This is a genomic window from Ensifer sp. BR816 (genome assembly GCF_000378985.1).
Lineage (GTDB): Bacteria > Pseudomonadota > Alphaproteobacteria > Rhizobiales > Rhizobiaceae > Sinorhizobium.
Genome location: NZ_KB905370.1, coordinates 3250509 through 3274835, shown reverse-complemented (window position 1 = coordinate 3274835; position 24327 = coordinate 3250509). Strand labels below are relative to the sequence as shown.

The following is a 24327-nucleotide window of genomic DNA, read 5'->3' as shown; positions in this document are numbered from 1 at the left end:
AAGGGACATGGAAAAAGACAGGGAAGAACTGATCAAGCGGCGGGCTTACGCGATCTGGGAACAGGAAGGCCGTCCGGACGGCCAGCATCAGCGCCACTGGGAACAGGCAGCGCGTGAAATGCAGGGCCAGGGTGCGTCGAACCCCGATGGAGGCGAAAGCCTCGAAAGCGAGGGGGCGACCAATGCCGTGTCGACGCCGAAGACGCCTTCGCCGCGGGGAAGATCGACGAGGAACGGAGCGCGGGCCCACTAGGGGCCCGCCTGCTTGGGCGTGGCCGTGAACGGCGGGCACGGACCAGGGATCGACTTCCAAGAAAGGAGCAGGACAATGCATGTATCGGAGATCATGAGCAGAGACGTTCATCTGGTGACCCCCAACGACACGATCAGAGACGTGGCGCGGCAGATGGCGGAAAACGACATCGGCTTCATGCCGGTCGAGGACCATGACCGTTTGGTCGGAATGGTCACGGACAGGGACATCGTCGTCCGTGGCGTGGCGGATGGACTCGATCCGCAGGCGAAGGTGCGGGACGTCATGACGACCGACGTCAAATATTGCTTCGAGGACGAAGAAGTGGACGATGTGGCGCGGAATATGGGCGACATCCAGGTCCGGCGCCTGCCCGTCGTCAGCCGCGACAAGCGCCTCGTCGGCATCGTGTCGCTGGCTGATGCCGCGCGTGAGCAGCCCGCGGTCGCCGGGACCGGTCTGAAGGGTGTGACCATGCCCGGCGGAGACCACAATCAGAGCGAGCGGCACTAACCCTCGACAAAGTTACGGCTCGGCGCCCTCGTTGGCGCCAGCCATGGCGAGCGGAGGCAGCATGCCGAAGAAACAGGAAAACGGAGATCACCGGGAGCGTGGCGCCACGGAGCGACGTCCCCAACGGACGTCGTCCGAGGTGTCGTGGCCGGCCCGCCGCCTCGGCCCGCAGCCCGAGAGGTTGGGAGAGCGCGAACCGCCGCGGCTACTGAACGCGTCCGGCGAAGACCATATTGCCGACGCCTCGGACGCCGGCAGCGGCGGGCAAGACTTGCGTGTCGAGAGCACAAGGTCGGCTGACCCGCCCCAACCGGCGCCGCGTGACTACAGCGGCGGCGGCAAACCCATTGGGCCGAAAGATGCCGACAACGGGATGGTCCAGGCGATCTCGCCGCAGGAACATCAGGAGAGTGACGACGACGCTACCGGCGGGGATGCCTGGAACAGGGTCCTCGGCGATACGACCAATGCAGGCATGCTTCGCCTGCTTGGAGGCGTCGGGCTCTTCATTCTCGTGGCGGGCGCCCTGTTCTGGCTCGTCGCGTAATGGTGGCAGGGTGGCACGCAATGGGCGGAGAACGTCGATGTCGTTTCTGCGTGACAACGGATTGAGCATTACGCTGGCCATCCTCACGACCGCAACAATCGCAGGCATGATCGTCGTCGGTACGCATGCCTTCAATCAGGAGGCGATGATACACGGCGAGCCGACCGTGACGATCGCCAGCTATCTCGCTACCGGTCACTTCCTATCCGCTCTCTTCGAGAACTGGGAAAGCGAGTTCCTGCAGATGGCGGCTTATGTCTGTCTCACGGCGTTCCTCTTCCAGCGCGGCTCGGCGGAATCCAGGGATCCGGACGCTCCCTGGTCCGAACTGGACGAAGATCCTTTGAAGAAAAAGGATGATCCAAAGGCCCCCTGGCCCGTTCGGCAAGGGCGACTGATCAGGACGCTCTATTCCTATTCGTTGGGAATTGCACTTGCCGGACTGTTTGTCCTGAGCTTTGTTTTGCACCTCCGCGCCAGCGCGGTGGCCGGAAATGTCGAGGCCATCCGCAATGGCGAACCGCCTGTGGACCTGTGGTCACGCCTGACGGACGCCGAGTTCTGGTTCGAGTGCCTGCAGAACTGGCAGTCGGAGTTCCTGTCTACCCTGCTGCTGGTCGTCCTTTCCATTTTCCTGCGTTTCCGCGGATCGCCGGAGTCCAAGTCGGTCGCGGCGCCGAGCAGCGCAACAGGAAAATAGGAGGCCACAAAACGCTTCGGCGTTCCGACCGCGGAAGTCGGAACGCCGAAATCGATCGCGCCGGTGCGCGCTTACTGCTGTGCTGGCGCCTGCTGTGCAGGCGCGGTGCCCTGAAGCTTTTCCTCGACCTTCTTGGCCAGCGCCGGATCGTTCTGTGCGGCCGTCAGAATGGTCGTGTATTCCTCGACCGAAATGGGTGAGGCCTCGACCGCCTTGACCATCTGCTGGCTGGCTTCGGTCTTCAGCTTTTCCTTGGCCGCCGTGTCCTGCGTCGCCCCTATCTTGGCGGAATATTCCTGCCGGACCTTGTCAACCTGGAGGTAGGCGACCGCGAAGGCCTCAATCTTCTGTTCGCTGATCGGGGCGCCCTTGGCGCTTGGCTGCGCCGGGGCCGTCTGCTGCGCCGGCTGTGTTTCCTGGGCCTGGGCAAGTTCCAGCGCCGAGGCCGGGCTCACGACCATCAGGCCGAAGACTGCAGCGGTCAACGATGCAACGGGGGTGTAACGAGTGATCATATTCATTCCTCTTGGACGTGCCCTCTTTGGACGTGCATGACGTGATCGGCAGCATTACCGCCTTGCTCAACCGCTCCGTGTCGAATAACGACGGGCGACGATCGACCATGGAGCGCTCAAAAGTGCTCGATTGGGCGATGCCGGGGCAATTTGCTGACCATTGCGCGGCAGCTTTGTGGCCGGTGCGCCATCTCAGGCATGCAGATGTGTGCATCCAGAGGTGGCGTCAGTCTAGATCGTAGGCTTGGTTGCACGGATCGCGTATCGGTGCTGGCTCTTTCGCGCGAGCCCCTTGAAGAGGTTCCAGTTCTTCGCCTGTGTCCGGTGAATTTCGTCGAGGTCGGTATCGATCTCGACGTCCGTGAAGCCAGTTGTCCGGAGAAGTTCGACGACCACGTCGGCGCGTGCCCCCTCGGAGAAGTAGACGCGGGAGAGGATGCTGCGATGTGTTTCCATCATCTCCCGTGAGTGCATGGGGGTATCTGGCTTGAAAAGCCCGGCGCGCTGTCCCCAGGCACTGAATTTCGAGAACAGCCGTTCCAGCGCACCCGTGTTGACGAAATCGCCGTCGACGACCAGGAGCGTGCCGCCGGGCTTCAGTACGCGCAGCCATTCTGCGAAGGCCGCGGCTGGATCGACGAGCGTCCAGACCAGATGCCGGTTGACGATGATGTCATAGTGGTCGTCCGGCTCCATCGTGCTTTCCGCATCGCCGATGCGGAAGGAAATGGCACGCTTGCGGCTTAGTGCCTTCTGCCGCGCCCGCTCCAGCATGGGCTCGGCCCAGTCGAGACCGGTGACCTTGAAGCCGAGATCGTCGAGCAGGTGCGAGATGACACCGGTGCCGCTCGCAAGGTCGAGTGCGGCGCGCCCGTCACCGCGACCGAGATGGCGCAGAAAGAGCCGGTGCCAGGCGGCGCGCTCTTCTTCCGAAAAAATCTCGTGTCCCGGAGAGAGATCGAAGGTGGCGGCACGCTCCGACCAATAGGCCTTGATTTCATCGCGAAGATCGTAGTTCCGGCCCGCCGCCACATCGCTCATGTCTGTCCAGTCCTGCCTGTTTGGAAGCGTTCTAAAAGATATATGTTGACTGGTAAAGTCATGAAATATTAGAAGGCAGCGATTTCCAACGGAGCAGGATCGATGAAGGTTTTCAACAGGGTGGCTGCGGCCGCCGCGGGCCTTTGCGTGCTTTTTTCAAGCGCCGCACTCGCTGACACGATCAAGGTGAAGGACATCACTGGCCGCGAGGTCGAGGTGAATGTACCCGTTCAACACGTGATTCTCGGCGAGGGACGGCAGATCTATTTTGTCGGCGCCCTGGACAAGGACGAGCCCTTCAAGCGGGTCGTCGGCTGGCGCGACGACCTGACGAAGGCCGATCCGGAAACTTATGCCGCCTATCTCGCCAAATATCCTGACATCGCCAAGCTGCCGGCCTTCGGCGGCATGAAGGACGGCACCTTCGACATCGAGCAGGCGGTCGCTCTGAAGCCCGACGTCATGCTGATGAATATCGATGCAAAGACGGCAACGGAAGAGGCGGGCTATATCGAGAAGCTCGAGAAGGTCGGCATTCCGCTCGTCTATGTCGATTTCCGCGAGAAGCCGATGGAAAACACCGAACCGAGCATGCGCCTGATCGGCAAGCTGTTCGGCAAGGAAGAAAAGGCCGAGGAATTCATCAAGTTCCGCGCCGACAGCATCGCCAAGGTGACGGACGTCCTGGCCAAGGCCGATCCGAAGAAGCCGCTCGTCTTCATGGAACGCGCCGGCGGCTATTCGGACGATTGCTGCATGTCCTTCGGTGATGAGAATTTCGGCAAGATGGTCGAGTTCGCCGGCGGCATCAACATGGCGAAGGACATCATTCCGGGGACGTTCGGGACGGTCAACCCGGAGCAGATCATCGCTTCGAACCCGGACCAGGTCATCATCACCGGCGGCAACTGGGAAGGTTACGTGCCCGGCGGCAACTGGGTCGGCGTCGGCTACGGTGCCGACGAGAAGGAAGCCTTCCGCAAGCTCGAGAACCTGACGAAGCGCCCGGCCTTCACTGGTGTGAAAGCGGTGAAGGAAGGCAATGTCCACGCCATCTGGCACCAGTTCTACAACAACCCGTACCAGTTCGTCGCCATCCAGCAGATCGCCAAGTGGCTGCATCCGGACCTCTTCAAGGATCTCGACCCGGAGGCGACGTTCAAGGAATTGCACGAGCGCTTCCTGCCGCTTCCCTACAAGAGCGGCTACTTCGTGTCGCTGAATGTCGGCCAGTAAAATCACGATCGGAGGGCTTCCGCCCTCCGATCGCTTTTTGCGAGGTTTTGAAATGCGAATGCTGAAGAATGTCGTCTTCGCACTTGTCGCCGCGGTTATCGCCGCGGCGCCGGTCGTTGCGGCGGAGATCACCGATGTCACCGGCCGCAAGGTCGAAATCGAACTTCCGGCCAAGCGGATCTTGCTCGGCGAGGCGCGGCAGATCCACATTGCGGCGGCGCTCAGGGGCGAGCACGTTTTCGACACGATCGTCGGCTGGCGCGACGACCTGATCATGAAGGATCCGGATTCGTACGAGGGCTACCGCGAGCGCTTTCCGGCGATCGAGAAGCTGCCGCGCTTCGGCTATATCCCGAGCGGCGATTTCAGCCTCGAGGCGGCGATCGCGCTGAAGCCGGACGTGTTGACGTTGAACCTCGAAGCACAAAAGGCAGTCGAGGAGTCGGGCTTCATCGAGAAGGCCGCTGCCGCCGGCATTGCTGTCGTCTACCTCGATTTCCGCGTCGATCCGGCGAGGAACAGCGAGAAGTCCGTCGAAATCCTCGGTCAGATATTCGGTGCTGAGGAGCGCGCGAAGGAATTCATCGCCTGGCGCCAGACGCAGATTGCGATCGTCACTGACCGATTGGCAAAAGCCGGCGCGATCAAGCGCCCGAAAGTGTTCATCGAGCGCTCGCCCGGGATCACCGGCGACATCGCCTGCTGCCGGACCTTCGGCCCGGCAAATTTCGGCGAGATGGTGGAAAAGGCCGGTGGCCACAATATCGGCTCAGACGTGATCGCGGCGACCTTCGGCGACCTCAATCCCGAGCAGCTCGTCGTTGCAAACCCCGACCATGTGATCGTCACCGGCAGCAACTGGTCGGCCGAGTCCGATGTCAACCAGTTCGTTAGTGTCGGTCGCGGTGCCGATCCGGCAATCGCACAGCAGCGGCTGAACGGGCTGATGCAAAGGCCGGCCTTTGCCACGCTCGACGCCGTCAAGGCGGCCAGGGTGCATGCCGTCTGGCACCAGTTCTATGGCGCGCCCTATGAATTCGTGCCGATCCAGCAATTCGCCAAATGGTTCCATCCCGACCTTTTCGCCGATATCGACCCGGACCGGACCTTCCGCGAATTTCATGAGAAATTCCTGCCGATAACGTATCGGCCCGGTTATTTCGTCTCGCTTTCGGACGGGGGTGAATGATGGTCGCGATCGCCGACGAAATCTCCGGCATCGAGGGGCGCGGCCGCTATCGCGCCCTTGTCGCGCGCCGGCTGCTGATTCTTTCCGGCCTTATCGCCGCCTTGTTCCTTTCCGTCGCGGTGGACATGGCGCTCGGACCCGCGAACTATCCGCTTGCGGACGTGCTGACGGCGCTGTTCAGCTCAGATACGGTGACCGATCAGCTGCGCGTCGTGATCTGGGATATTCGCATGCCGATCGCGCTGATGGCGGTGACGGTCGGCGCTTCGCTGTCGGTCGCCGGCGCCCAGATGCAGACGATCCTCGCCAATCCGCTCGCGAGCCCCTTCACGCTTGGTATCTCGGCCGCGGCCGGCTTCGGTGCCGCCCTCGGGCTCGTTGCAGGCGTAGCGGTGTTTCCCGTTGCAGTTCAGTACATGGTGCCGCTCAACGCCTTCCTGATGGCGATGCTGGCGGCGCTTTTCATCCATTTCGCCTCGACCATGCGCGGCGTCACGGTCGAGACCATCGTGCTGCTCGGCATCGCGCTCGTCTTCACCTTCAACGCGGCGTTGTCGCTGCTCGAATACCTCGCTTCCGAACAGGCGCTCGCTGCGGTCGTCTTCTGGACCATGGGCAGCCTCACCAAGGCGACCTGGCCGAAGGTCTGGCTCACTGCGGCCGTGCTCGTCGTCGCGGTGCCGCTGTTTGCCCGTCATGCCTGGGCGCTGACGGCGCTTCGGCTCGGCGACGACAAGGCGGCGAGCTTCGGCATCAATGTCCGCCGGCTGAGGCTCGAGACAATGCTGATCGTCAGCCTGCTTGCGGCGATTCCCGTCTCCTTCGTCGGCACGATCGGCTTCGTCGGCCTCGTCGGACCGCACATCGCCCGCATGCTGGTCGGCGAAGACCAGCGCTTCTTCCTGCCGGCCTCCGTGCTTTGCGGCGCGCTCCTGCTGTCCGTCACGTCGGTCGTCAGCAAGATGATCATTCCGGGCGCGGTGCTGCCGATCGGCATCATCACGGCGCTGGTCGGGGTGCCGTTCTTCTTCGTGCTGATTTTCACCAACAGGAGACGAGCATGGTAGCCCTGAGGTTAGACGCGGTCGGCGCGACCTACGGTCGTCGCACCGTGCTGTCCGGCATCGACACCGGCACACTCAAGGGCGGAGGGCTGACTGCCGTCATCGGCCCGAACGCCGCCGGCAAATCGACGCTCTTCAAGCGCATTGCAGGGCTTGCAGCCGGACCTGGCCTCGTTCACCTCACCGATACGGAGAAGGGGCCGGAGACGATCTGTTACATGCCACAGGACACCGGCGCAAATGCGGTGCTGACGGTCTACGAGTCCGTCCTGCTTTCGGCCAAGCAGGGTTCCGGCTGGAAGGTGAAGGATGGCGAGCTCGCCGAAATCGACCGGGTGCTTGCGGCACTGAGGATCGACGACCTTGCTTTCCGCGGTCTCGGCGAACTCTCCGGTGGCCAGCGGCAACTCGTCTCGATCGCCCAGGCGCTGGTGCGCAAGCCGGAAGTGCTGCTGATGGACGAACCGACCTCGGCGCTCGATCTCTTTCGCCAGATCGAAGTGCTAGGCTTCATGAAGCGCCTCGCCGCGCAAGAGGGCATGGCCGTACTGATCGCGCTGCACGACCTGAACCACGCGCTTCGCTATTGCGACGACACGATCGTGATCAGCGGCGGCTCGGTGGCCGCGAGCGGGCCGACAGAGCAGGTGATCACCGCCGACATGCTGAAATCCGTCTATCGTGTCGAAGCCCGGGTCGAGGCCTGTTCGCTCGGGCGGCCGGTCATTATCGTCGACGATTCCATTCCCGTCCGGTGATCGGTGTCGCGCCGCGCCAACGCGGCGCGACACGTGAAGGTCGGGGCGACGACGTCAGTTGACGCGCGTTCCCTGCGCCGAAAACAGATGCAGCTTGGCGAGGTTCGGAGCGACATGCACGCGTTGTCCGGGCTCAAGATCGATCCGGTCCCTGAGGACCAGGTTGGCATCCGCCGAGCCGAGCTTGACGAGCACATGGGTTTCGGAGCCGGTCGGCTCGACGACGACCACCGTCGCCGGCACACCGGCCTCGGCGATGGTAAGATGTTCGGGCCGGATGCCGTAGACCTCTGCGGTTGCTCCCCGATAGCCGGCTGGCATTGGTAGCGACACGCCGTCACGCATGACGAATCCGCCATTCCCGACCGAACCTTCGAAGAGGTTCATGGCCGGTGAACCGATGAAGGTCGCGACGAAGGTATTTGTTGGCCGGTCGTAGAGTTCGAGCGGCTTGCCGATCTGCTCGACATTGCCGCCGCGCATGACGACGATCCGGTCCGCCATGGTCATCGCCTCGATCTGGTCGTGAGTAACATAGACGGTCGTCGTCTTGAGGCGCTGGTGCAGGTCCTTGATTTCGGCGCGCATGGTGACGCGCAGCTTGGCGTCGAGGTTCGAGAGCGGTTCGTCGAACAGGAAGACCTGCGGATGGCGGACGATCGCTCGCCCCATTGCGACGCGCTGACGCTGGCCGCCGGAAAGCTGCTTCGGCAGGCGGTCGAGCAGCGGTCCGAGCGCCAGGATGTCGGCCGCTTCGCGCACGCGCTTCTCGATCGCGGCCTTGCCTTCGCCTTTGAGCTTCAGCGCGAAGCCCATGTTCTCCGCGACCGTCATGTGCGGATAGAGCGCGTAGCTCTGAAACACCATGGCGATGTCACGCTCCTTTGGCGCGACGTCGTTGACGAGGCGACCGCCAATGCGGATCTCGCCGCCGCTGATGTCCTCGAGCCCGGCGAGCATACGCAAGAGGGTCGACTTGCCGCAGCCGGAGGGGCCGACGAGAGTGACGAACTCGCCATCCTCGATGTCCATCGAAACGCCGTGGATCACCGGCACGGCGCCGTATTGCTTGCGAACCTGTTCGATCGTGACGGATGCCATCTTTTGTTCCTCCCTTCCTGTCCTTCAGAGCTTGAGCTGCCAGATGCGTGCGGTGGCGATATTGCCGTCAGGTGCGGCAAGGCGCGCCGAACGGGCGCCCTCGAAGCCGGGCAGGCGCTTCGTCCCCGTCCAGCGGCCGTTGTCGGCGAAGACTTCGATCGATCCCTTGTCGAGGAAGATGCGAAGCGTCGAGGGGCGCGCGCCAGCCGCGATGTAGCGGGGCAGCCATTTGCCGTCCGGAACGTCGTAGAGGATGCTCAAGCCTTCCTGGTCGATCCTGAGGCCGAGCTCGACGTCGGGATGATCGAATTCGAGGTCGAAGGCCGCGCCTGGGGCCGCAAGGTCGATGACGATCTCAACGGCGCCGTTGCCGAGCTCGACGGTTTCACCGGACGATAGCCGGAACTCGTCGATCACGTGTTGGCGCAGGCTGTCGACGGCGTCGACCGGCGGTGTCAACAGAGCGCCGTCGTTGAGCAGGACGCGTCGCGGCAGCGTCATGGCGGTCGGGAAATCGGCCTTCTTCGAGATCTCCGTCCAATTCGCCAGCCAGGCAATGCCGACCGGCCCGGACTGGTCGACGAATGCCTGAAAGGCATAGGCGTCGGTGCCGAAATCGAGTTCCTGCTCGAATTCCTTCACGAAACTCCGGCCGTCGAAGCGGCCGACGGTCGCGATGGTGATGTTGCGGCGGCCGGTCGCCGGATCGCGGCTGGTCAAGAGGCCGAAGATCAGTGCCCAGCGGGTTTGCGGATCATCGGCCGGCCCGTCGACCGGGACGATGCACGGGCATTCGGCGGCGGTCATGCCGAAACGGTCCTCGCGGTGCAGGATGCCGAGGAAGTTCCAGCCGCCAGCCGCCGCTTCATCGACGGTGTCATAGAGCAGGATGACGCCGCCGGCGTGGTCGCGGCTGCCGAGAAGCATCTTCCAGCGGCCATCCGGACCCTTGATCACATAGGGATCGCGGAAATCGAGCGTCAGGTCGAGGTCCGCCGGACGCTCAGGAAGAATGACTTCGGCGGCATCGGCGGTTATCTGGTCGCGGGTGACAGCTGTCAACTGGATCTGCTCTTCCGGCGCGCGGTCCTTGACCTGCTCGGTGAAGAAGACACGGATCCCGGCCTCCTCTCCGGCAAGCGGGATTGCCGAGCCGGAGAAGGCGCCGCCGCGGCCGTCGGCGCGCGCCGAAAGCTCCGCCGAGGGCAGGAGGAACACGGGTAGATGCTTCCAGCGGAGATAGTCGTCGGAGACCGCATGGCCCCAATGCATCGTGTTCCAGCGCAGGCTGTGCGGATAGTGTTGGTAGAAGAGATGCACCTTGTCGCCGAAGCGGCCGACGCCGTTCGGATCGTTCATCCACCCGAAGGGCGGGCGGAAATGGTAGCTGCCGGGTGCGGCCGGTGTCGCATTGGTTTCGCCGGTGAAGAGGATGCGGATGCCGGATTGCAGCACCTCCTTTTCCGAAAAGGCATAGACGACGGAAAGGGCGGTGGTCGTTGCGTCATAGGTCAAGGTCGTTTCGCCGCCGCCCTCGATCACCAGCGTCTGGAACTCGAATTCCTCGCTGTTGCGCGCCGTTAGGTGGCCGGCGTCGCGTCCTTCCTGGCTGGCTCGCAGCACGGCCGGAGTTGCCGCGTCGACTGCCTTCAGCCAGGCATGGATGGTCGTTCCAGCGGGAAGGACGGCGCTCAGCGTCTTGAGGCTGCCGTCGAGAAGCGAGGAGGGGTTTGCATGGCTTGTCATTGATCAACCTTTCACGGCGGAGCCAACAAAGGAACTTACGAACCAGCGCTGGAAGGCGAGATAGAGGGCGAGGATCGGGATCATCATCAGGACGGAGGCCGCCATGGCGCGATCCCAGTAGATGCTGTCCTGGCCGAAGAAGGTGGCTATGGCGACTGCGATCGGCCGAGCGTAGTCGGTCTGTGTCACCAGGATCGGCCAGAGATACTGGTTCCAGGCCTCGATCCCCATGAGGATCGAGACGGTGGCGAGCGCCGGCAGGCTGAGCGGCAGGAAGATCGAGCGGTAGATGCGGAAGACCGAAGCACCGTCCATCTCGGCGGCCTCGAACAGCTCCTTCGGAAGCTGGGCGAAGAACTGGTAGAACAGGAAGATGTAGAGCGGGCTGGCGACCCAGGGCACGATCTGCACCGCGAAGGTGTCGGTCATGCCGGCACGCGACACCATGATGACGAGCGGCATGATGATGCTTTCCTGCGGAATGACGTAGAGGGCGATGACCAGCGACAGGATCAAGGCCCGGCCGCGCAGCGACCCCCAGGCGAGCACGAAGCCGGCCATCGAATTGACGATCAGCCCGGCGCCGACCGTGCATGCGAGAATGAACAGCGAATTCAGGAGATAGCGGCCATAGGCGAGCTCGCCCGTCAGGTTGCCGACTTCCGCGAAGTTCGACAGCGTCGGGTTCGACACCCAGAAGGCGCGGAAACTGCCCATGTCTGCCAGAATCTGGAAGCGATCATCCTTGAGGCTCGCCACCAGCAGCATGAACAGCGGCGAGACGATGACGAGGGCGATGACGAGGATGCAGGCGGTCTGCACGAGGCGCAGCGAACCGATGGCGGAGCGCTCGCGCTTTACCTCCATTTGCGTTGGGGAAAGGACGAGATCAGACATCGAAACGCCTCAGAAGCTGGCGCTGCAGCAGCGCGATAACGAGAACGATGAGGAACAGAATGACCGACACGGCCGAGGCAAGCCCCAGCTTCTGTTCTTCGAAGCCGGTTCGCACCATGTAGTGCACCACGGTTTCGGTGCTGCTTTTCGGCCCGCCCTGGGTGAGGACTGCGACCTGGGTATAGAGCTTGAAGGCCTGGATGGTAGTGATCACAAGCACGAAGACATGCGTCGGTCTCAGCCCCGGCATGGTCACATGCCAGAAGCGCTGGAACGCATTGGCGCCGTCGATGCGGGCGGCATCATAGAGCTCGTCGGGAATGCCCTGCAGCCCGGCGAGATAGACGATCATCTGGAAGCCGTAGGCCTGCCAGGCCGAGAGCAGCACGATCGAGAACATCGCCCAGTTGGGATCGCCGAGCCAGTCGATCGGCTGGATGTGCCCGCCGGAGAGGAAACCGATCACCTGGTTGAGTGGCCCGGTCGGATACTGGAAGAGCGTTCCCCAGATGACGCAGACAACGACCATCGAGGTGATGGCGGGCAGGAAGAACAGCCCGCGGAAGAAGTTGCGGAAGGGCAGCTTCTGATGCAGCAGCAGGGCGGTCGCGAAGGCGAGCCCGCATTGCACCGGCAGGATCCAGAAGGTGAAGCGCGAAACGTTCCAGAGAGAAGTCCAGAACAGGTCGTCCTTCAGGATCCTCAGGAAGTTGGTGAGGCCGATGAAGCGGACCGGCGTCGGACGCGGCACCAAGGGTTGATTGGTCATGGCCGTCCAGAACGACAGGAGGAACGGCACTATGAGGAAGATCGTCAGCAGCACCACCGCGGGCGCAAGCATGCCGATCTCCTGGAACAGTCGGCCCTTGTCCCGGCGTCGAGCTGGGCGCGCCACGGCTGCCGTCGCAGTCAGCGCCGGTTGCTGCAAGGTCATGATCTCCTCCTCATTCAATCGTGTACGTCGATCGCCCATGCGAGCGATGTGGGCGGTCGCGCGGACTGGCCCGCGGCCGCCCGTCAGCGTTACTGCTGTTCGTCGAAGGGCGGGTAGCCGTCGTTTTCTTCGATGTCCTCGTCGATTTTCTCGGCCGCTGCGGTCAGCGCCGCCTTGACGTCGCCGCCGTTGAAGATCTCGTCGACGGCTCCCATGAAGGCCGAGGTGATCGCCGGATAGGCGGGATGCGGCGGCCGTGCGATCGCGGTCTTCGATGCCTGCTCGAAGGCGACGGCCATCGGGCCGCCGGCATTGTACAAGGGGGAATCGGCGGCAAAGCTCTTCAGCCCGGGATAGGCGGAATCTTCCCTGGCATAGTCGCGATACTGCTTGTCCTTCAGCATGAAGCTCACGAACTTGCCGGCAATATCGGGATGCTCTGAGGCGGTCGTGATGCCCCAGATCCAGGTGCCGTTCGGGCTTACGCCTTTCGGCCCGAACTTCGGCAGCGGCATGACGACAATGTCGTCCTTCATCGAGGCGGCGGCTTCCGCATAGATCCAGTGGCCGCCGAACGCCAGCGCGGCCGGGTGCCCCTCGGCGAAAAACTGGTTGGTGCCGGAGGATTGCGGCACGACCCAGCCGTTCTTCACCCATGTCTGCATCATCGTCAGCGCATCGACACAAGGATCGCTGTCGAGCGTTCCGACCGATTTCCAGGTCTTGCGATCGATCAAGTCGCAGCCTGCCGATTGCAGGATCGGGCCATAGGCATAGGTGATCCATTCGGTTTTGATGCCATAGCCGCGGAAGGTGTCGATCGGCCATTTGACGCCTTCGACCTTCGAAAGCTTCTCGAGGTAGCCTTCGAATTCCTCGCGCGTCCAGGCGTCATCCACTCCCTTCGGGATGCGGGCACCGATCGCTTCCAGATATTTCCTGTTGCCATAGAGGACGACGGAGGAGTCGGTGAGGCCGACCGCGTAAAGCTCCTTGTCGATCGGATAGGTGCCCTGCGCGACGTTGGACTCCGTCATGTCCTCGAGGATGTCCTGGTCGATCAAAGGCTTGATCGGCTGCAGGTATCCTGACCAGACGTAGTTGGCGAGGAAGGGCGCATCCAGTTCCATGACGTCCGGCAACTGCTTGGACATGACGGCGGCGCTGAACTTCTCGTTATAGGCGTCGTGCGGCGCGTAGATCAGTTCAATGTCGACATCCGGATTGGCCGCCTCGAAACGCTTGGCGACTTCACCATAGGTCGAGACCCAGCCGGGATCGCCCTGGTGCATCACCTGGATCACGGTCTTGGCTTCGGCCTGGCCCATCACTAGACCCAGGGCGGCCGAGGTCGTCAGTAGTGAAAGTAAACGTTTACCCATCATAGTCACTCCTCCTCAACGGGTTTTTGCTGCAACTGAATTCATACGGATAGCCGCTCCACCAGTTGGAACGGCAACTTTCGCACCTCTCCCGGCGCTGCATCGCTGGTGAGCAGGATGTTGGCCGCCATGCGGCCCATCGCGCGATGCGGGAGGGCCATGGTCGTCAAAGGCGGATCGAGGCGCGTGGCGATGTCGACCTGGTTGTCGAAGCTCGCGACGGCGACGTCGTCCGGGATCTCGGCGCCGACCCGGCGGAGCGCCGCATAGACCTCCATCGCAACACGATCGTTGCCGCAAAGGATCGCGTCCGGGCGGCGAGGTCCGCTCATCAGTTCCGTTACGTGGGAATGGACGAGGCTCGGCGCCCTGTCGCTGTAGATCGCGCGCCGCGCGGCCGGCAAGACTCTTGCGCCGACACCGTCGAGCCCGGCTTCCGTCATCGCCTGACGAAAACCTGTCTCGCGCAGATCGCCGGCGAGCAGGCCCGGCAGGTTGATGAAGGCGATGCTGCGCCGCCCTGCATCGATCAGGTAGCTGGTGATCTCATGCGCTGCGCCGACCTCGTCCGGCACCAGCGAGGTCACCCGGTCGTTTGCCTCGCGGCAATTGATCATCACGCCGACCGTGCCGGCAAATTCCTGCGGCAGCGTGACGGTCTTGTGGTACATCGCCGCATACGCGATCGCCCGCGGCCGGAAGCGGCGCACTTCCTCCAATACCGAGGCGACGTCGCGGCTACCCGAGAGCGTCATTGCGAAGACCGCCATCTCGGAGGCCCGCGCCGCGCCGTCGAGCCCGCGAATGATTTCGGTCGCGAAAGGCGAGGTGATCAACTCGTCGGCGACGACGCCGATCAGCGGCATCCAGCCCTGCCGCATGCTGCGCGCGGCGAGATTGGTGACATAGCCGAGTTCCTCAGCGATCTCCTTGATCCGCTGCCGCGTCTCTTCCGACATGCGCGCCGACCCGCCATGCAGGGCACCCGATACGGTCTTGACGGAAACGCCCGCGCGCTCGGCTATGTCGCTCAAGGAGGTGGTCACGAAGCTTCCTTGGGTTAACGATTACTCAAATCAATATCATTCTCGAAGGGAGGGAGTCAATCGCAGATCTTGGCCGGTTCTTTTCGGTCTCGTTCCCGGTAAGTGGCGAAGGCAGCGCGGCAGATACCGATGCAACTTTCGCGGCAGGGCGGCGAGGTTAGATCACTTACGCTTTTTCAGGTTCTGACCTATATTAGGAAGCATGAATTTCGACGAAAGGTAGAGAGCGGGCAGGGCAGAAGCCTCTCGCTCAGCCGGGTCGCGAAACCAGAGGCTTGACGGCGAATGTCCCGAATCCTCACTCTTTTGCTGTTCTCCCTGCTGGCTTTTGCATTTCCCGTCCCACCTGCGTCCGCAGCCGAGCGCGTCGCACTCGTCCTGCATGTGAACGGGGCGATCAGTCCAGCGACGGCGGAATATGTGATCCGGGGATTGCAACGCGCCAAGCAGCGCGACGTGACGCTGGTGGTCTTGCAGATGGATACGCCTGGCGGTCTCGACACGTCGATGCGGGATATCATCCGCGCCATCCTCGACTCGCCCGTGCCTGTCGCCAGTTTCGTCGCGCCGAGCGGCGCTAGGGCCGCGAGCGCCGGGACCTACATCCTCTACGCAAGCCACGTGGCGGCGATGGCGCCGGGAACCAATCTCGGCGCCGCGACACCGATCGCCATCGGGGGAGGGCTGTTCGGCGGCGACGAGAAAGACGACAAGGACAAGCCCGCAGGAGAAGGCAAGGCGGATGCTCCCAAACCGCCGGCCAACGCCGGTGAGGCAAAACTGATCAACGACGCCGTTGCCTATATCCGCGGGCTTGCCGAATTGCGCAATCGCAATGCCGATTGGGCCGAGAAGGCGGTGCGCGAGGCCGCCAGCCTCTCGTCGTCGGCGGCGGTGCGCGAGAAGGTCGTCGACTTCACCGCCGCGACCGTCGAGGACCTGTTGAAACAGGCACAAGGCCGGACGGTTCGCGTCGGCCAGGCCGACAGGCGTCTCGATACGACGGGGCTCTTGGTCGAAGACGTGCTTCCCGACTGGCGCACGCGCCTGCTGTCAGTGATCACCGATCCGAACGTCGCGCTGCTCCTGATGCTCGTCGGCATCTACGGGCTGATCTTCGAATTCATGGCGCCCGGCACGGTGCTGCCCGGCACGATCGGCGGCATCAGCCTGCTGCTCGGTCTCTACGCGCTCGCGGTATTGCCGGTCAGTTATGCCGGTATCGGCCTGATCATGCTGGGCGTTGCGCTGCTGGTGGCCGAGGCTCACGCGCCGTCCTTTGGCGTCCTTGGGCTCGGCGGCGGGGTCTCGATTGTGCTCGGGGCCGCCATCCTGTTCGATACGGACGTGCCGGGACTTCAGGTGTCCTGGCCGGTTCTCGGCGGTGTGGCGATCGCAAGCCTGGCCTTCAGCCTCATTGTCGCCCGTCTGGCATTCGCTTCTCGCCGGCACAAGGTCGCCACGGGCGCCGAGCAGATGATCGGCATCTTCGGCAAGGTCGACACCTGGGCCGGTGTCGATGGCTACGTCATCGCGCATGGGGAGCGGTGGAGGGCGGTGAGCGGCGAGCCGCTCGGTCCCGGCGAGGACGTGATGGTCGTCGGCCGAGACGGGTTGACGCTCGAGGTCGAACGGCGGGCAAAACGAAGTTAGCTTCTGAGCCCAGAAGAGGAGGAATTGATGCCCTGGTTTGGAAGTCTCGTCCCGCTCGCCGCGGCGCTGTTTCTCCTACTGATCGTCATCGCCTATGCGATCCGGATTCTCAGGGAATACGAGCGCGGCGTCGTCTTCACCCTCGGCCGCTTCACGGGCGTCAAGGGGCCAGGTCTCATCCTGCTCGTTCCCTATGTGCAACAGATGGTGCGCGTCGATCTCCGGACCCGCGTGCTCGACGTGCCGAGCCAGGACGTCATTTCTCACGACAACGTGTCGGTCCGCGTAAGCGCGGTCATCTATTTCCGGGTGATCGATGCGGAGAAGTCGACGATCCAGGTCGAGGACTTCATGGCGGCGACAAGCCAGCTCGCCCAGACGACCTTGCGATCGGTGCTCGGCAAGCATGACCTTGACGAGATGCTGTCCGAACGCGACAGGCTGAACGACGATATCCAGAAGATCCTCGACGTGCAGACCGATGCCTGGGGCATCAAGGTCGCAACCGTCGAGATCAAGCATGTCGACATCAATGAGTCGATGATCCGGGCGATCGCCCGCCAAGCGGAAGCCGAACGCGAGCGGCGCGCCAAGGTCATCAATGCCGAGGGCGAGCAGCAGGCTGCGGCAAAGCTGCTCGAGGCGGCGCAGATCCTCGCCCGCCAGCCGCAAGCCATGCAATTGCGCTACCTGAGCACGCTCAACGTCATCGCCGGCGAGAAGAACTCGACGATCATCTTCCCTTTCCCGATGGAGATCGCCGAATTGCTCTCGGCCAAGAAGGCCGAGAGCTCGGAATAGCGTCTACGGGGAAAGATAGGTCGGGTCACATGGCAATCTGCCGCGCGACTTTGCCGGTGAATTCTTCCTGTTCCTCGCTGACGCGCTTCGCCGTCTGGGTTGCAAGGTCCGCGCCGATTTGCGTGAAACGCTCCGCTTCCTCGGCATAATCCTGGAAGGCATTGCGCCAGAAGGCGCAATAAAGGTCGAAGCCGTCGCGCGCATAGTCCGACGCGAGCAGATCCTCCCAGAGCTGCAGATGCTGTTCGCTGCGGTTCTTCATGAAGCTGAGCGCCTCGATCTGTCCACGCAGGGCCGTTTGCAGCATGTCAGCCTGGAAGCGCGCCGCCGAAAGCATCAGCGATTGCCCTTCGGGCCCCGCCGGCCACCGCGGCCAGGTCGCGGGTGCAAGAGTATCGGGTATTTTCTTCGCCATCGCAGAACCTCCTTTTTCTGCAGCATCTCGCTGACTCATCGGCAGCCAAAACTCATGCATGACGACTTATCGGGTCGTTCGGAACATTGCGGGCGCCGTCTGCGGGGCGCGCGGAATAGCGGTGTCTCCTGGGTGCCAGGCTAAGATGGCCGGTCCGTGCGATCATTGATCCGCATCAATCGCACGGCCGTCGCCGCAGCACATCTCCTGCCTTGACCTCGGTCAAGATCCGTCGGGTCGCTCGGGCATAGACTAGAGTATTTGGACCGCTTGATGAAGGGATTGATTGATGCTCATCAGGGAAATGACGGAGCAGGAGTGCACCGCCGTCGTCGCGTCTGCGCGGCTCGCCAGGCTTGCCTGTTCGAAGGACGGCCGGCCCTACGTCGTGCCGATCCATTATGCCTATGCCGGCCGTCGCCTCTACAGCTTCTCCATGCCGGGCCGGAAGATCGACTGGATGCGCGCGAATCCGCATGTCTGCGTGCAGATCGATGCATTTTCAGGCAACGACCAATGGAAGAGCGTGCTCCTGTACGGGCAGTATCAGGAGCTTCCGGAGACGGCGCAATGGCATCACGAACGCCTGCACGCCTGGTCGCTCCTCCAGGACCACATCAACTGGTGGGAGCCCGGAGGATTGAAGCCGGCGCCCCAGGAAACGCTCCGCGCTTCGCCGCACCTCTTTTATTGCATCTGCGTCGACGAGATGACGGGGCGTGCCGCCGTGGCAGAAGACCTCCGCGCCGCGCGTCTCTCGTAACGCAGGCTTACGGCACCAGCACGGCAGCGCCGGTCAACCGGCCGGCGCGAAGGTCATCGAGCGCTACATTTGCCTTGTCGACCGGATAGACCGTCGTCCGGGTGTGCACGCCTGCCTCGGCGGCGATCGCGAGGAACTCGCGCGCGTCCTGGCGCGTCAGGTTTGCGACCGAAAGGAGCTCGCGCTCGCCCCACAGCACCGCATAGGGCATGGCGGGAAGGTCGCTCATATGGATGCCGCCGCAGACGACACGTCCGCCCTTGCGCACCGCCTTCAGTGCCGCCGGGACGAGATCTCCAACCGGGGCGAAGATGATCGCCGCATCCAGTGGTTGCGGCGGTGCTTCGTCCGAGGCGCCCGCCCACGCGGCGCCGAGTTCAAGGGCGAAGTCCTGTGCCGCCCTGTCTGCTGGCCGTGTGAAGGCGTAGACTTTCCTTCCCTGCCACAGGCAGACCTGTGTGATGATATGCGCGGCGGCGCCAAAGCCGTAGATGCCGATGTTCCGGCCGTCGCCCGCGCGCTTCAGCGAGCGCCAGCCGATAAGGCCGGCGCAAAGCAAGGGCGCGAGTGCTACTGGATTGCCGACCGGGTCGAGATCGAAAGCGTAGTCGGAATCTGCGACGACATGCGTGGCAAAGCCGCCGTCGCGCGTATAGCCGGTGAACAATGGGTCATCGCAGAGGTTTTCTGCGTTCGAGCGGCAGTAGAAGCACGTCCGACAGGTGTGGCCGAGCCACGGCACGCCGACACGCCGACCAATCCTGGCAGGGTCCACCACAGCGCCGACTGCCTCGACGATGCCAACGATCTCGTGGCCGGGAACGAGCGGCAGCTTCGGCAGCGGCAGGTCCCCATCGACCACGTGCAGGTCCGTACGGCACACGGCGCAGGCCTCAACCCTCAGTCGCAATTGGCCGGGCCGTGGCTGTGGCAGAGGCCGATCGACCGCCACCAGCGGCTTGCCGATTTCTTCGAGAACCATCGCGCGCATGGCTGTCGGCCCGGTTGAAAAGACATGTCGTGCTGCGGACTTTCATCCGAAGCTGGTTGCTTCGATGATATCCTGCCCTGGCCATCAAGGTCGAGGCCGGGGGCGGGCCTATCGGAGGGATCGCAGATGCCGAAGAAAAGCGCGGGCATTCTGCTCTACAAATACGAAGCGGGTGCGCTCCTCATCCTGCTCGTTCATCCCGGTGGACCGTTCTGGAGCAACAGGGATCTCGGCGCCTGGTCGATCCCGAAAGGCGAATACGATGACGGCGAGGAGCCGGAAGCGGCGGCGCGCCGCGAGTTCCTCGAGGAGACCGGCATCGCCGTGACGGGGCAGTTGGAACCGCTTGGCGAGGAGCGCCTGAAAAGCGGCAAGCTGATCACCGCCTTTGCCGGCGAAAGCGAATTCGACATCGCCAGCATTCGCAGCAACCTGTTCGAGATGGAGTGGCCGCCGAAAAGCGGGCGCATGCAATCCTTCCCTGAGGTTGACCGCGCCGAATGGTTCTCGCTCGATGATGCGCGGGAAAAGATCAATGCTGCCCAGAGGCCGTTCATCGATCGCCTGCAAGCCCGATGCGACGCAGAATCGTCAGGCTGATCGTTTGATGGATCGGCAGCGGGTGGACGTTGCCAGTCGCGGCACCGGAAACAGCCTCAATGGCCGGCGATGCGAAGGCGCTCACTGGCCTGTTCGGCCCGGCCGGCGACAATGACCGCCTTGGTGTCGTCGCTCTCCCATGCACCCCGGTAACGGCGGACGGAGACACCCGGTATGATCTCTACGGGAATGCCGAGTTCGCCGAGCCATGCAGCTTCTTCCTGCGCGGCGGCACTGGCGACCGCATCTCCGGCCTGGAGGCGCACGACGCGTTTTCCGGCCCTCGCCAGAGCGCCTATCGACGCGCCGCCGTCCTGGCCCGGCAGGTTGACGAGGATTCGCTTGGCTTCGCGCCGCGCGAGTTCCAGAACATCGTTGGAAATCCGTTCATCGTAGAGGATGACGTCGGCGGCCTGCAGGGCGCGGACCGCTTTCAGCGTTAAGAGTTCCGCATCGCCCGGACCGGCCCCGACGATGGTGACGCGGCCGATGGCGGGGCGGGGCGTCGCCAGACGATCCAACTCCACCATCAGCCGCGCCTCAACACCCTCCTCCGGTGTGTCCACAAAAGCGCGATCGACGAAACGTTCCCAGAAGGTGCGGCGCTGAGCACCCGGTTGCAGGCGCGCATTCACGCGATCGCGGATCGCCTGTGCGATCCCCGCCCAATTCTTGATCGCCGGCGGCAACAGGGCCTCGATGCGGCGGCGGATGGCCTGCGCCAGGATCGGTGCCGCCCCGTCCGTCGAGATCGCCACGACCACGGGCGAGCGATTGACGATCGAGCCGAACTGGAACTGGCAGAAGTGCGGCTTGTCGATGACGTTGACGGGAACCCCGGCCAAGCGCGCCGCGGTGAAGAAGGCGTCGGCCTCGAGATCGTCGTCACAGTCGGCGATCGCCAGCGCCGCATCGCCGAAAATGCCGTCGTGCCAGGGCTGATCGTGATGTACGAAGGAACCGCCATTATCCGCCGCGCCGCGCGCGAACAGGTCGAGAAAACCGTCGCCGAGTTCCGTCTGCAGTGCATGGACATGGACCTCGGCGCCGCAGGCCGCCAGGAGCTCGGCCTTCCAGGCGGCGCCGTCGCTGCCGCCGGCAACGACGACGCGCTTGCCTTTCAGCGTCCAGAAGAGCGGCAGCGTCGCGAGCGCTGCGACGCGCTGCGGCTTCGAGGCCCGATCATTCGGCAGCGGCGGCAAGGCATGCATGGATGATCCCCCTGATTTCGGAGCGGCAAGAGCCGCAATTGGTTCCGGCGCTGGTCTTCTCGCCGACGGCTTCGATGCTGTGACAGCCTTCGCGGATGGCGGCGGTGATCTGGTTGACGCCGACGCTGAAGCAGGAACAGACGGTTGCGCCCGGGTCGGGCTTATCGGCACCGGGGCGGCCGGCGGCCATGGCGAAGCGCTTGCTGAGATTGGCGTGCGAGACGCCAAGCTGCGAAACCGCCCAGTTTCGCGCCACGGCGACCGGCCGGGGCGAGAGGAAGAGCGCCGCAAGCAGCCTGTCGCCGTCGAAGAAGGCAAGGCGGAGCTCGCCCGAAGTCCGGTCCGTATAGCCGATTGGATCGATGTCGGCAGGAATGGAGAAGGCCTGCCGGCACCAGTCGATCCAGTCTCCGTCCATGTCGGTGAAGGCGAGTTCCATCCGCCATCCGCCTTCGGCCGCGGCGATCGCCCAATAGGCGGCATCGAGCCCCTCGGGCTTTCCGGTCGAGACGGCGAAGCCGTAGGTCTTGGCGGCGAAACGCTTCGCCCGAACGGCGACGTTCTTCGAAGCTGGCTGACCGGAGACCGGATCGGTGACCGGCGCGACCAGCGCGTCGATCCGCGCCTTGGAGGCGAATTGATCGTTCCAGTGCATCGGCACGAAGAGATTGCCTTCGGCCTGCCGCTCGGTGACGAGCGCCCGTACGATCGCCGCGCCATGTGGGCTTTCGAGCATGACAAGATCGGCGATAGAGACGCCGATCTTTTGCGCATCGCGCGGATGGATTTCGACGAAGGGTTCGGCGAGATGGCTGGAAAGCCGCGCGCTCTTGCCGGTGCGGGTCATCGTGTGCCAGTGGTCGCGCACCCGGCCGGTATTGAGGGTATAGGGAAAGGCCTCACTGACGCGGCGCGCCTGCTGCGTCTTTACGGCGACGAAGCGAGCGCGGCCATCCGGATGATAGAACCCGCCCTCGGCGAAGAAGCGCCTCACCTGAGGCGCGGTACCTTTCGGCTGCGGCCACTGGAAAGGCGCGAGGTCGTCGTAGGCCGTCCGGTCGATCGCCGCATGGGCGCTGATGTCGAAGTCGCGGCGGCCGTCATTCTCGAAGCCGGACAGGGCGGCATGCTCGGCAAAGATCTCGGACTGCGACGCGTAGTTGAAGCCCCCCTTGAAGCCCATCCGTCGCGCGACCTCGGCGAGCTGCCACCAGTCGGCGCGTGCTTCGCCCGGAGCTGCAAGAAAGGCGCGCTGGCGCGAGACGCGCCGCTCTGAGTTGGTCACCGTGCCGTCCTTTTCGCCCCAGCCGAGCGACGGGAGAGCCACATGGGCGTGGCGGGCCGTATCGGTCTGTCGCTGCATTTCGGAGACGACGACGAAAGGACAGGCCTTGATTGCCGCTTCGACCGTATCCGCGTCGGGCAGGGAGACGACCGGATTCGTCGCCATGATCCACAGCGCCTTGATGCGCCCGTCGGCAACGGCGCGGAACATGTCCACCGCCTTGTGGCCCTGCTTCGCGGCGATGCTCGGCGCGCCCCAGAAGCGGCGCACCAGATCGCGGTCGACCGCCTTGTCGATATCCAAGTGGGCGGCAAGCATGTTCGCCAGCCCGCCGACTTCGCGGCCACCCATCGCATTGGGCTGGCCGGTCAGCGAGAACGGGCCCATGCCCGGTCGGCCGATGCGTCCGGTGGCGAGGTGGCAATTGAGGATGGCGTTGACCTTGTCGGTACCGGCGGAGGATTGGTTGACGCCCTGGCTATAGCAGGTCACGACCTTTTCGGTCGCTTCGAACAGCCGGAAGAAATCGCGCAACTGCTTGTGTGCAAGGCCGGATGCGTCCGATACGGCAGCGAGATCGAGCGCCCCGGCAGCCTGAACGGCGTCCGCGAAGCCGGTGGTATTGGCCGATACGTAGTCGTGGGCGATGGCGCCGCTCTCTGCGAGATGGGCAAGCAGGCCGTTGAAGAGCGCCACGTCGCCATCCGGCGCGATCGCCAGGTGCATGTCAGCGATGTCGGCCGTCATCGTCCGGCGGGGATCGATGACAACGACCTTCATCTCCGGCCGGTTGGCCTTGGCCGCCGCAAGGCGCTGGTAGAGAACCGGATGGCACCAGGCCATGTTGGACCCGGTCAAGATCACGAGATCGGCGAGTTCAAGGTCCTCGTAGGTGCCCGGGACCGTATCGGCGCCGAAGGCGCGCCGGTGACCGGCGACCGAAGAGGACATGCAGAGCCGCGAATTGGTATCGATATTGGCCGAGCCGATGAAGCCCTTCATCAGCTTGTTGGCGACGTAATAATCCTCGGTCAGCAATTGCCCCGACACATAGAAGGCAACCGAATCCGGCCCATGCTCGGCGATCGCTTGCGAGAACCGTGCGGCCACGAGATCAAGCGCCTCGTCCCATTCCACCCGGCGACCGCCGATCTCCGGATGGAGGAGGCGGCCGTCGAGATCGAGAGTCTCGGCGAGTGCCGAGCCCTTCGAGCAGAGCCGGCCGAAATTGGCCGGATGCTCGGGATCGCCCTTGACGCTGACCGCACCGTCACCATCCACACGGGCGATGACGCCGCAGCCGACGCCGCAATAGGGACAGGTGGTCTTGACCTCGTGCGCCATGTCTACTCCGCGGCGGCCAGCGTCAGGTTTTCCAGCGCGATGGAGAGCGCGCCATTGTCGTTCCTGACCGGGATGGTTCGTACCGCGCCTTCGTCGGCGCCGAGCGCCTTGCCGGTCTCCAGCGAGATCACCCAATTGTGCAGTGGGCAGGTGACCGCGGTGCCGTGGACGATGCCCTGGCTCAGCGGCCCGCCCTTGTGCGGGCAGTGATCCTCGATTGCGAAAACTTCGTTCTCGGCAGTCCGAAAGACGGCGACCTTACCGATCGGTGTTTTGACGCAACGGGCCCCGCGCAGTGGAATGTCGCTGATGTCGCCAATAGCAATCCAGTTCATTGTCATC

General features: G+C 63.6%; 25 protein-coding genes. 12 read left to right on the top strand and 13 right to left on the bottom strand.

Going from position 1 to position 24327, the window contains the following annotated elements:
- Window positions 1-7 precede the first annotated feature (7 nt).
- The 4 genes from RHIBR816_RS0115635 to RHIBR816_RS0115620 all read left to right on the top strand — a co-directional run bounded on the left by RHIBR816_RS0115635 (window position 8) and on the right by RHIBR816_RS0115620 (window position 2013).
- Window positions 8-253, top strand: a complete 246-nt coding sequence (locus tag RHIBR816_RS0115635; RefSeq protein ID WP_026187039.1) for a DUF2934 domain-containing protein — start codon at window positions 8-10, stop codon at window positions 251-253.
- A gap of 75 nt (window positions 254-328) precedes the next feature.
- A complete protein-coding gene (locus RHIBR816_RS0115630; RefSeq protein ID WP_018237506.1) occupies window positions 329-766 on the top strand; it encodes a CBS domain-containing protein in 438 nt (145 codons plus the stop codon).
- 61 nt (window positions 767-827) lie between these two features.
- Window positions 828-1313: a hypothetical protein gene (locus RHIBR816_RS0115625; RefSeq protein WP_157628192.1), complete on the top strand. Its 486-nt coding sequence runs from the start codon at window positions 828-830 to the stop codon at window positions 1311-1313.
- A gap of 37 nt (window positions 1314-1350) precedes the next feature.
- The gene (locus tag RHIBR816_RS0115620; protein ID WP_018237504.1) at window positions 1351-2013 is read left to right on the top strand and encodes a DUF6766 family protein; all 663 of its coding nucleotides are present in this window, start codon (window positions 1351-1353) and stop codon (window positions 2011-2013) included.
- A gap of 71 nt (window positions 2014-2084) precedes the next feature.
- Here RHIBR816_RS0115620 and RHIBR816_RS0115615 read toward each other — a convergent pair whose 3' ends face one another.
- The gene (locus RHIBR816_RS0115615) at window positions 2085-2528 is read right to left on the bottom strand and encodes a DUF4168 domain-containing protein (protein ID WP_026187038.1); all 444 of its coding nucleotides are present in this window, start codon (window positions 2526-2528) and stop codon (window positions 2085-2087) included.
- A 231-nt stretch (window positions 2529-2759) separates the two neighbouring features.
- Window positions 2760-3569 (bottom strand): class I SAM-dependent methyltransferase, encoded by an 810-nt coding sequence (locus RHIBR816_RS0115610; RefSeq protein WP_018237502.1) that lies wholly within the window; start codon window positions 3567-3569, stop codon window positions 2760-2762.
- A 102-nt stretch (window positions 3570-3671) separates the two neighbouring features.
- On the opposite strand from RHIBR816_RS0115610, the gene RHIBR816_RS0115605 reads away from it, so the two are divergent.
- The 4 genes from RHIBR816_RS0115605 to RHIBR816_RS0115590 are packed head-to-tail and all read left to right on the top strand — an operon-like array spanning window position 3672 to window position 7816.
- Window positions 3672-4805, top strand: coding sequence for an ABC transporter substrate-binding protein (locus tag RHIBR816_RS0115605; RefSeq protein ID WP_018237501.1), 1134 nt, complete (start codon window positions 3672-3674; stop codon window positions 4803-4805).
- Between the two features lie 52 nt (window positions 4806-4857).
- Window positions 4858-5994: an ABC transporter substrate-binding protein gene (locus tag RHIBR816_RS0115600; RefSeq protein WP_026187037.1), complete on the top strand. Its 1137-nt coding sequence runs from the start codon at window positions 4858-4860 to the stop codon at window positions 5992-5994.
- Window positions 5991-7061, top strand: coding sequence for an iron ABC transporter permease (locus RHIBR816_RS0115595; protein ID WP_034815354.1), 1071 nt, complete (start codon window positions 5991-5993; stop codon window positions 7059-7061). Before RHIBR816_RS0115600 ends, RHIBR816_RS0115595 begins: the two co-directional genes overlap by 4 nt.
- The gene (locus RHIBR816_RS0115590) at window positions 7055-7816 is read left to right on the top strand and encodes an ABC transporter ATP-binding protein (RefSeq protein WP_018237498.1); all 762 of its coding nucleotides are present in this window, start codon (window positions 7055-7057) and stop codon (window positions 7814-7816) included. The genes RHIBR816_RS0115595 and RHIBR816_RS0115590 overlap by 7 nt, the downstream gene beginning before the upstream one ends.
- Window positions 7817-7870: 54 nt before the next feature.
- Here the strand turns inward: RHIBR816_RS0115590 and RHIBR816_RS0115585 are convergent, their stop codons facing one another.
- The 6 genes from RHIBR816_RS0115585 to RHIBR816_RS0115560 form a co-directional block, all read right to left on the bottom strand.
- Entirely contained in the window at window positions 7871-8917 is a 1047-nt protein-coding gene (locus RHIBR816_RS0115585; protein WP_018237497.1) for an ABC transporter ATP-binding protein, read from the bottom strand.
- Window positions 8918-8941: 24 nt separating this feature from the next.
- On the bottom strand, window positions 8942-10663 hold the full coding sequence (locus tag RHIBR816_RS0115580) for a GH32 C-terminal domain-containing protein (protein WP_018237496.1): 1722 nt from the start codon (window positions 10661-10663) through the stop codon (window positions 8942-8944).
- 3 nt (window positions 10664-10666) lie between these two features.
- The gene (locus tag RHIBR816_RS0115575) at window positions 10667-11560 is read right to left on the bottom strand and encodes a carbohydrate ABC transporter permease (protein WP_026187036.1); all 894 of its coding nucleotides are present in this window, start codon (window positions 11558-11560) and stop codon (window positions 10667-10669) included.
- A complete protein-coding gene (locus RHIBR816_RS0115570; protein ID WP_018237494.1) occupies window positions 11553-12494 on the bottom strand; it encodes a carbohydrate ABC transporter permease in 942 nt (313 codons plus the stop codon). Before RHIBR816_RS0115570 ends, RHIBR816_RS0115575 begins: the two co-directional genes overlap by 8 nt.
- Window positions 12495-12583: 89 nt before the next feature.
- A complete protein-coding gene (locus RHIBR816_RS0115565; protein WP_026187035.1) occupies window positions 12584-13876 on the bottom strand; it encodes a sugar ABC transporter substrate-binding protein in 1293 nt (430 codons plus the stop codon).
- A 41-nt stretch (window positions 13877-13917) separates the two neighbouring features.
- A complete protein-coding gene (locus RHIBR816_RS0115560; RefSeq protein ID WP_018237492.1) occupies window positions 13918-14922 on the bottom strand; it encodes a LacI family DNA-binding transcriptional regulator in 1005 nt (334 codons plus the stop codon).
- 285 nt (window positions 14923-15207) lie between these two features.
- Between RHIBR816_RS0115560 and RHIBR816_RS0115555 the strand changes: the two genes are divergently transcribed.
- Window positions 15208-16575 (top strand): nodulation protein NfeD, encoded by a 1368-nt coding sequence (locus RHIBR816_RS0115555; RefSeq protein WP_018237491.1) that lies wholly within the window; start codon window positions 15208-15210, stop codon window positions 16573-16575.
- 27 nt (window positions 16576-16602) lie between these two features.
- Window positions 16603-17376, top strand: coding sequence for a slipin family protein (locus RHIBR816_RS0115550; RefSeq protein ID WP_018237490.1), 774 nt, complete (start codon window positions 16603-16605; stop codon window positions 17374-17376).
- Window positions 17377-17401: 25 nt separating this feature from the next.
- Here the strand turns inward: RHIBR816_RS0115550 and RHIBR816_RS0115545 are convergent, their stop codons facing one another.
- Window positions 17402-17791 (bottom strand): hypothetical protein, encoded by a 390-nt coding sequence (locus tag RHIBR816_RS0115545; RefSeq protein ID WP_018237489.1) that lies wholly within the window; start codon window positions 17789-17791, stop codon window positions 17402-17404.
- Between the two features lie 289 nt (window positions 17792-18080).
- On the opposite strand from RHIBR816_RS0115545, the gene RHIBR816_RS0115540 reads away from it, so the two are divergent.
- Window positions 18081-18554 carry a pyridoxamine 5'-phosphate oxidase family protein gene (locus RHIBR816_RS0115540; RefSeq protein WP_018237488.1) on the top strand — a complete coding sequence of 158 codons (474 nt, stop codon included), beginning with the start codon at window positions 18081-18083 and terminating at the stop codon, window positions 18552-18554.
- Window positions 18555-18561: 7 nt separating this feature from the next.
- On the opposite strand, the gene RHIBR816_RS0115535 is transcribed toward RHIBR816_RS0115540, so the two are convergent.
- Window positions 18562-19545 carry a zinc-dependent alcohol dehydrogenase family protein gene (locus RHIBR816_RS0115535; protein WP_018237487.1) on the bottom strand — a complete coding sequence of 328 codons (984 nt, stop codon included), beginning with the start codon at window positions 19543-19545 and terminating at the stop codon, window positions 18562-18564.
- Between the two features lie 126 nt (window positions 19546-19671).
- Here RHIBR816_RS0115535 and RHIBR816_RS0115530 point away from each other — a divergent pair, with 126 nt between their 5' ends.
- Window positions 19672-20145, top strand: coding sequence for an NUDIX domain-containing protein (locus RHIBR816_RS0115530; RefSeq protein ID WP_018237486.1), 474 nt, complete (start codon window positions 19672-19674; stop codon window positions 20143-20145).
- Window positions 20146-20201: 56 nt separating this feature from the next.
- On the opposite strand, the gene RHIBR816_RS0115525 is transcribed toward RHIBR816_RS0115530, so the two are convergent.
- Genes RHIBR816_RS0115525 through nirD form a run of 3 tightly spaced genes read right to left on the bottom strand, consistent with a single transcriptional unit; the run spans window position 20202 to window position 24326 of the window.
- Window positions 20202-21356, bottom strand: coding sequence for an SAM-dependent methyltransferase (locus RHIBR816_RS0115525; protein WP_018237485.1), 1155 nt, complete (start codon window positions 21354-21356; stop codon window positions 20202-20204).
- Window positions 21328-23985 (bottom strand): nitrate reductase, encoded by a 2658-nt coding sequence (locus RHIBR816_RS0115520; protein WP_018237484.1) that lies wholly within the window; start codon window positions 23983-23985, stop codon window positions 21328-21330. The genes RHIBR816_RS0115525 and RHIBR816_RS0115520 overlap by 29 nt, the downstream gene beginning before the upstream one ends.
- A 2-nt stretch (window positions 23986-23987) precedes the next feature.
- Entirely contained in the window at window positions 23988-24326 is a 339-nt protein-coding gene (gene nirD, locus RHIBR816_RS0115515; protein WP_026187034.1) for a nitrite reductase small subunit NirD, read from the bottom strand.
- Window position 24327: the final 1 nt, after the last annotated feature.